This window comes from Streptococcus sp. HSISS2, assembly GCF_000448665.1.
Classification (GTDB): Bacteria; Bacillota; Bacilli; order Lactobacillales; family Streptococcaceae; genus Streptococcus; species Streptococcus raffinosi.
The window spans coordinates 785,172-792,233 of sequence record NZ_CM002133.1 but is presented as its reverse complement, the minus strand read 5'-3'; the positions used below and the strand labels follow the sequence as shown (position 1 = coordinate 792,233).

Below are 7,062 nucleotides of genomic sequence, written 5' to 3'. Positions count from 1 at the left end.
TATAATATGTTTGATATCTTTGTCTTGCCAAGTACCAATCCTGATCCACTTCCAACTGTAGTTTTAGAAGCAATGGCTTGTGGGAAACCCATCGTTGGCTACCGTCATGGTGGCGTTTGTGAAATGGTGCAAGAAGGTGAAAATGGCCTTCTTGCTATTCCAAATCAGCCTTCAGAACTGTCTAAGGCAATTCAAAAATTAGCGGATAATACCGAGAAGCGAGAACAATTTGGCAAGGCATCTGTCAAACGCCAAAAAGAACTCTTTTCATTACAAAGTTATATTCGTAATTTCTCGGAATTATATAAGAAGTACTAATATGAACAGTGAAACACTAAAGAATAAACTAAAACCAATCGTTTATCCAATTATTAATTTTATCCCAAGACGACGACTTAAGAATAAGAATTTCACAATTATTTGTGATAATTGTTGGGCTGGGAAGGTTTATCAGGAGTTGGGACTACCTTATCAAACGCCTTTTGTTGGAATGTTTGTCTTTTCACCTGATTACATCAAAATGCTCAAGAATCTAAAACATTATTTGAGTGGAGATATCCCCTTGAAATTCGTTAAGGAATCGAAATACATCAAAGACTTTGATAATGCCTATCCTCTAGCACTTCTTGATGATATTGAACTTCATTTTTTGCACTATGCAGATGAAGAAGAAGCGACTCAAAAATGGCAACGTCGATTGGCACGCATTCATTGGGATAATATGTATTTCAAATTCAACGATAACGATGCTTGTACTTACGAGCTTATGAAAGAGTTTGAAGAACTTCCTTACAAAAGCAAAGTCATCTTCTCTTCTAAGAATTATAGTGACCTACCTTCCTTGGTTCATTTCAAATCAGCTGAAAAGCAAGGTCATGTCGGTATCGATTTAAAAACTTACCACCACTATTTTAATGCTGTGACTTGGTTGAATAAGGGTGGAGAGGATTTAACTAAATGAAAAAGATAAGACTCATTATTCCGTACTTTGGAAAACTTCCAAAGTTTTTCCCTTATTTTTGTTGACCGCCAAACGTAATCAAAAGATTGATTTCTTAATTTATACTGATCAAAATATTGACCAATTTGAAATTTTGAACGCTGAGAATATTGAATTTAAGACTCTTTCGTTTGATGATTTAAGAAAAAAAGTTCAGTCTAAATTTGATTTTGAAATTTCTCTCAAAACACCTTATAAATTATGTGACTATAAAGTTGCTTATGGATTTATCTTTGAAGAGGAGTTGAAGGGATATGACTACTGGGGATTTTGTGATACAGATGTCTTACTTGGTGATATTTATCAATTTCTGGAAGAACATAGCTTTTTTGAGAATGACTATTCTCGATATGGCCTTTTAGGTCATCTCCAAATATTTAAAAATTCACAGGAAGTTAATCATATATTTATGTCTGGCCAAGGTTTAAACTATCGACTGGATTTTCACAATATCTTTACAAGTGAGCAAAATTTTATTTTTGATGAGGCAGATGGTATCCAAAAGATTTTTGAAAAAAATAATTTCAAACAACTGCAAGATAAGTTTTTTGATGATATTGATATTAGTCATTTCTCATTTAGAGAATATGGTGAAAATGAACCTAAACGCTATTATTTTTGGTCAGAGGAAAATGGTTTGGAATCAATAAATTTAATCGACGGTAATATAAAGGTTAATCGTCCTCTATATGCACATTTCCAAAAGAGAGTGATTAAGTGTCCTGAGTTTAGACTAGTAGATTCATTTTATGTTATACCAAATCAATTAGTTATTGGAGAGAAAATTTCTAAGGAAGAGCTTTTAGAAGTAACAAGAAATAAATTCTATTGGGCATATGTTAAATCGACAATATTAAAGAAATTTAAAAAGAAAAATGGACACTAGAGTTTATTCGTCATAAATTAAGGATGAAGAGTTAATGGATAATATAGATTTGAGCATAATTGTTCCTGTATTTAATGTTGAAGGTTATTTAAAAAGAGCCCTAGATTCCATACTTATGCAATCGTCACCAATTAAGTATGAGATTCTATTAATTGATGATGATTCAACCGACCAGAGTGGTGCGATTTGTGATGAGTATCAAGATAATTATTCAAATATTTTTGTTAGACATATTGAGAATAACGGAGTCTCGGAAGCTAGAAATTTAGGGATTTCTCTCTCGAGGGGTGAATATTTGTACTTTATGGACTCAGATGATTTCTTATCAGATGATTTCTTTGAGAAGATATGTCCTAATCTTAATAGAGAATGGGATGTTCTTTGTTTTGGTTACAATGAAATTAAAGAAACCAATAACACTATTTTGTCTTGCCGTTCTCATTCTTATCAGCACCTAGGACTTCTTAAAAAGGAAGAGTTTAGGAATGACTTCATAGAGCTTTTTAAAACTGATATGATGTATAATGTTTGGTCGAGAATTTATAACAAAGAATTTATTCTAAAAAATAATATTAAGTTTCCTAGTAAACCAATAGGGGAAGATACTTTATTTAATTTCCAAGTTTATCAACAATTAGATAACATTCTTTTTATTGATTCGACTCTCTATAATTATATTGCAGGTAGAAGTGGTTCTGCACTGACGAGTTATCATCCTAAAAGAATTGAATTTCAATTAGATGAACTTCAAGAATTACATAAATTGCTTGAACAGTTCCAATTAGAAGATGCTACATTAATGCAGGATATTAAGACCAAAATTATCATAAGTTCAGTTTTCCAGATTTCTAATTTAAAGTTGAAAAGACAAGAAAAATAGAATTACTACAGTCCATTATTTCAAATAAAGCTTTTGACAATATTTTTCAGGGAATGGAGATCAAATCATTGGTCCTTATAATATGTTATTGAGACAGCGAAATATTTCTTCTTTTCTTAGAAGATTGAGTATTGATCTTCTTACCCAAAAAAAGTTTCGGACAGTCATCTTTATTGAAAAAATGAAAATGAATCCAATTTTACGTAAAATTGCTTTTAAATAAATTAGCTATTCTTATAAACGGTAAAAGGGTATTATGTTAAAAATTAAGTTTGAGAACCTTTTGGTTATTTTGGTCTTATCGGTAATTGTAGGGTACGATGTTATTATGACTTCGGTTCTAAATAAAACTCTCCCTCAATTACCAACTATTCTCTTGATTGGTGTTGCATTGGTGTTGTCACTAAGATTTTTATTTATTAAAAATTTTAGTATATCATTCATTGTTTCAGGAATTCTTTTAATCGTAACAAGTTTATGTGTTTTTTACAAACTGGTGCTACCAATTTTCTTCTTTACTCATTATTGATTTTACTACTTTATGATGTTGATGTAGATGTTATTTTAAAAACTTACGTGTTTATTGCTGGTTCAATTGTCATAGGTATATTCTTACTTTCAATAATTGGTCTTCTACCAAATTTACAATTTGCCCAAGTTAGATCTTCTGGTTTAGTTATAAGAAATTCATTTGGCTTCATTTATCCTACAGATTTTGCCTCACACTGTTTTTATTTGTTTATTGCTTGGGGATATTTACTTAGAGAGAAGTATATTTGGCTTAGGGTGGCAGTTGGAGTAGCCTTATCAGCCTTTATTATCAAATTTTGTGATGCTAGATTGAATTCTATGTCTATTTTGATAGCTGTAATTATTTTTTAGTAATGTACTATACTAAAGAAAAGAAATTTAAAGTTTATTACATACTACCCTATTCTGCGGCAATTTTTTCATCATTGATGTTTTATTTGTCTTCTCATTTTTCTTTTTCTTCCCCATTTTTTGTTAAGTTGAACGATTTCTTCAGTATGAGACTTTTTTTGGGTAAAAATGCCCTTGATACATACAAGTTACACCTTTTTGGAACTAATAATGTAAAATTTATTGGTTATGGAGGTACTACAGAGTCAGTACTCAGTTATAATTATGTTGATTCCTCTTATATTCAAATGTTATTCTACTATGGAATTGTTCCTGTAGTCTTACTTGTATTAGTTTATGTTTTATCATCCAGGAGATTTTACAAAGAAGGTAAAATGTTATTTCTATCATTACTTTCTTTAATAACTATTAATTGTATGATAGAAGCATTTTGGATTAGACCAGGATACAACATCTTCATGTTTACATTATTTGCAAGTTTAATTTCGATAAAAGAAATAAATGATGAGGAAAATAAAATAGAGATACTATAAATGAAAGTTTTAAAGAATTACGCCTATAATCTTTCCTACCAATTATTGGTCATTGTGTTACCAATTATTACGACACCTTATGTAACTAGGATTTTTAGTTCTAAAGATTTAGGTACCTATGGTTACTTTAACTCTATTGTGACCTACTTTATTCTCTTAGCGACCTTAGGAGTTGCTAACTACGGGACCAAGGAAATTTCTAGTAATCGTAAGGATATTCGGAAAAATTTCTGGGGTATTTATACCCTCCAATTGATTGCCACTTTTTTGTCACTTCTTTTGTATGCGCTCTTGTGTTTATTTTTGCCAGCAATGCAAAACATGGTGGCCTATATACTTGGGCTTAGTTTAGTATCTAAAGGAATGGATATTTCTTGGTTGTTCCAAGGTTTGGAGGATTTTCGTCGTATTACGGCAAGAAACACAACAGTTAAACTCTTAGGAGTTATTTCCATTTTCTTATTTGTAAAAACTTCCGGTGATTTATACCTCTATGTGTTTCTACTAACCTTTTTTGAATTACTAGGACAATTAAGCATGTGGCTCCCAGCAAGGCCATATATTGGTGAGCCTCAATTTGATTTGTCTTTTGCTAAGAAGCATCTTAAGCCAGTTATTTTACTGTTCTTGCCTCAGATTGCTATTTCACTTTATGTGACTTTGGACCGTACTATGTTGGGGGCCTTGTCATCGACAAATGATGTAGGGATTTATGATCAGGCTTTGAAAATTATTAATATTTTGTTGACGTTGGTGACTTCATTGGGAAGTGTAATGCTTCCAAGGGTATCTGGTCTTTTGTCTAGTGGAGACTATAAGGCTGTTAACAAGATGCATGAATTCTCTTTCTTGATTTATAATCTCGTCATTTTCCCAATTATTGCTGGTCTCTTGGTTGTCAATAAAGACTTTGTTAGTTTTTTCCTAGGAAAGGACTTCCAAGCAGCTAATATTGCCATTGCCATCATGGTTTTTAGGATGTTCTTTATTGGTTGGACAAATATCATGGGAATTCAGATTTTAATTCCGCATAATAAGCACCGTGAATTCATGCTTTCTACAACGATTCCAGCATTTGTTAGTGTGGGACTTAACCTTTTATTGATTCCACCATTTGGTTTCATTGGGGCTTCCATTGTTTCCGTTCTTACAGAAGCTTTGGTTTGGGTGATTCAGCTTAATTTTGCAAGAAAATTTATGAAAGATGTTTCTATCCTTCCTGCTATGTCTAAAATTATCATTGCATCAGTTGTGATGTATCTTGGACTTTTTGTCTTTAGAACCTTTGTTCAATTTAAACCTATGCTAAACGTAGCAGTAGATGGTTTTGTTGGAGCCATCATTTATTTAATTTTGATTGTTGTTTTACGTGCCCTTGATGTGAGAGACTTGAAGGAACAGTTAATGAAAAACTAAGGAGTAAACTATGTACGATTATCTTATTGTTGGTGCTGGATTATCTGGCGCTATATTCGCACATGAAGCTACAAAACGTGGCAAAAAGGTAAAAGTGATTGACAAGCGTGATCACATCGGTGGTAATATCTACTGTGAAAATATTGAAGGCATCAATGTTCATAAATACGGTGCTCACATTTTCCATACGTCCAACAAAAAAATCTGGGACTATGTTAACCAGTTCGCTGAATTCAATAACTATATTAATTCTCCAGTAGCTAACTACAAGGGTAGTCTTTACAATCTTCCTTTCAACATGAATACCTTCTATGCCATGTGGGGGACAAAGACACCTCAAGAAGTTAAGGACAAGATTGCAGAACAAACAGCTGATATGAAAGATGTTGAGCCAAAGAATCTTGAAGAACAAGCTATCAAGTTGATTGGTCCAGATATCTACGAAAAGTTAATTAAGGGCTATACAGAAAAGCAGTGGGGACGTTCTGCTACAGACCTTCCCCCCTTTATCATCAAACGTCTTCCGGTCCGATTGACTTTTGATAATAACTACTTTAATGATCGTTTCCAAGGGATTCCAATCGGTGGTTACAATGTCATCATTGAAAATATGCTTGGCGATGTGGAAGTAGAGCTTGGGGTTGATTTCTTCGCCAACCGTGAAGAACTGGAAAGTTCAGCTGAAAAGGTTGTCTTCACAGGCATGATTGACCAGTACTTTGACTATAAACATGGAGAACTGGAGTATCGTAGTCTTCATTTTGAACACGAAGTCCTAGATGAGGAAAACCATCAAGGTAACGCAGTAGTTAACTATACAGAGCGTGAGATTCCTTATACTCGTATTATTGAGCACAAGCACTTCGAGTATGGTACGCAGCCTAAGACAGTGATTACCCGTGAATATCCAGCAGATTGGAAACGGGGAGATGAACCTTACTACCCAATCAATGATGCTAAAAATAATGCTATGTTTGCCAAGTACCAAGAAGAAGCAGCTAAAAATGACAAAGTCATCTTCTGTGGGCGCCTAGCAGACTATAAATACTACGACATGCACGTAGTCATTGAGCGTGCCTTAGAAGTCGTAGAGAAAGAATTTAGTAAATGACAGAAGAAAAAATTGATATCGTTGTCCTCTGGGTAGATGGCAGTAACCCGGAGTTTATCCGTGAGAAACAAGCCGTTTCCGGTCAAGTTTCAGATTGGAACCAAGAAATTGATGGAGAGCAACGTTATCGTGACTATGGTATTTTTAATTATTGGTTTAGAATGATTGAAAAACATGCTACTTGGGTAAATAATGTTTATTTAATCACTAACGGACAAAAACCGGACTGGTTGAACTTGGAGCATCCAAAACTTAGATGGATTACTCATAAGGAATTTATGCCTGAAGAGTACCTACCTACCTATAATTCTGCTGCTATTGAACTTAATCTCCATCGCATTGAAGGATTATCGG

Annotated in this window: 7 protein-coding genes and 1 pseudogene; all 8 read left to right on the top strand. The window is 33.3% G+C overall.

Annotated elements, in window-relative coordinates:
* Positions 1-318 (top strand): glycosyltransferase family 4 protein (locus HSISS2_RS03570; RefSeq protein ID WP_134981488.1); only part of this gene is annotated, 318 nt, incomplete at its 5' end.
* Position 319: 1 nt separating this feature from the next.
* Positions 320-961: a DUF1919 domain-containing protein gene (locus tag HSISS2_RS03565; RefSeq protein WP_002888643.1), complete on the top strand. Its 642-nt coding sequence runs from the start codon at positions 320-322 to the stop codon at positions 959-961.
* A 61-nt stretch (positions 962-1,022) separates the two neighbouring features.
* A complete protein-coding gene (locus HSISS2_RS03560; protein ID WP_240472050.1) occupies positions 1,023-1,886 on the top strand; it encodes a DUF6625 family protein in 864 nt (287 codons plus the stop codon).
* A gap of 34 nt (positions 1,887-1,920) precedes the next feature.
* Positions 1,921-2,766, top strand: coding sequence for a glycosyltransferase family 2 protein (locus HSISS2_RS03555; RefSeq protein ID WP_021145434.1), 846 nt, complete (start codon positions 1,921-1,923; stop codon positions 2,764-2,766).
* Between the two features lie 256 nt (positions 2,767-3,022).
* Positions 3,023-4,181: pseudogene (locus HSISS2_RS03550) on the top strand (polysaccharide polymerase).
* On the top strand, positions 4,182-5,597 hold the full coding sequence (locus HSISS2_RS03545; RefSeq protein ID WP_021145431.1) for a flippase: 1,416 nt from the start codon (positions 4,182-4,184) through the stop codon (positions 5,595-5,597).
* Positions 5,598-5,607: 10 nt separating this feature from the next.
* Positions 5,608-6,708, top strand: coding sequence for a UDP-galactopyranose mutase (gene glf, locus HSISS2_RS03540; protein WP_021145430.1), 1,101 nt, complete (start codon positions 5,608-5,610; stop codon positions 6,706-6,708).
* Positions 6,705-7,062: stealth family protein (locus tag HSISS2_RS03535; protein WP_042766973.1), on the top strand; the 358-nt coding region annotated here is incomplete at its 3' end. The genes glf and HSISS2_RS03535, both read left to right, overlap by 4 nt.

Excerpts from the sequence above, each read along its gene's own strand:
- HSISS2_RS03565 (WP_002888643.1), top strand. The coding sequence starts at position 320 with ATGAACAGTGAAACACTAAAGAATAAACTAAAACCAATCGTTTATCCA.
- HSISS2_RS03555 (WP_021145434.1), top strand. The coding sequence starts at position 1,921 with ATGGATAATATAGATTTGAGCATAATTGTTCCTGTATTTAATGTTGAA.
- HSISS2_RS03545 (WP_021145431.1), top strand. The coding sequence starts at position 4,182 with ATGAAAGTTTTAAAGAATTACGCCTATAATCTTTCCTACCAATTATTG.
- glf (WP_021145430.1), top strand. The coding sequence starts at position 5,608 with ATGTACGATTATCTTATTGTTGGTGCTGGATTATCTGGCGCTATATTC.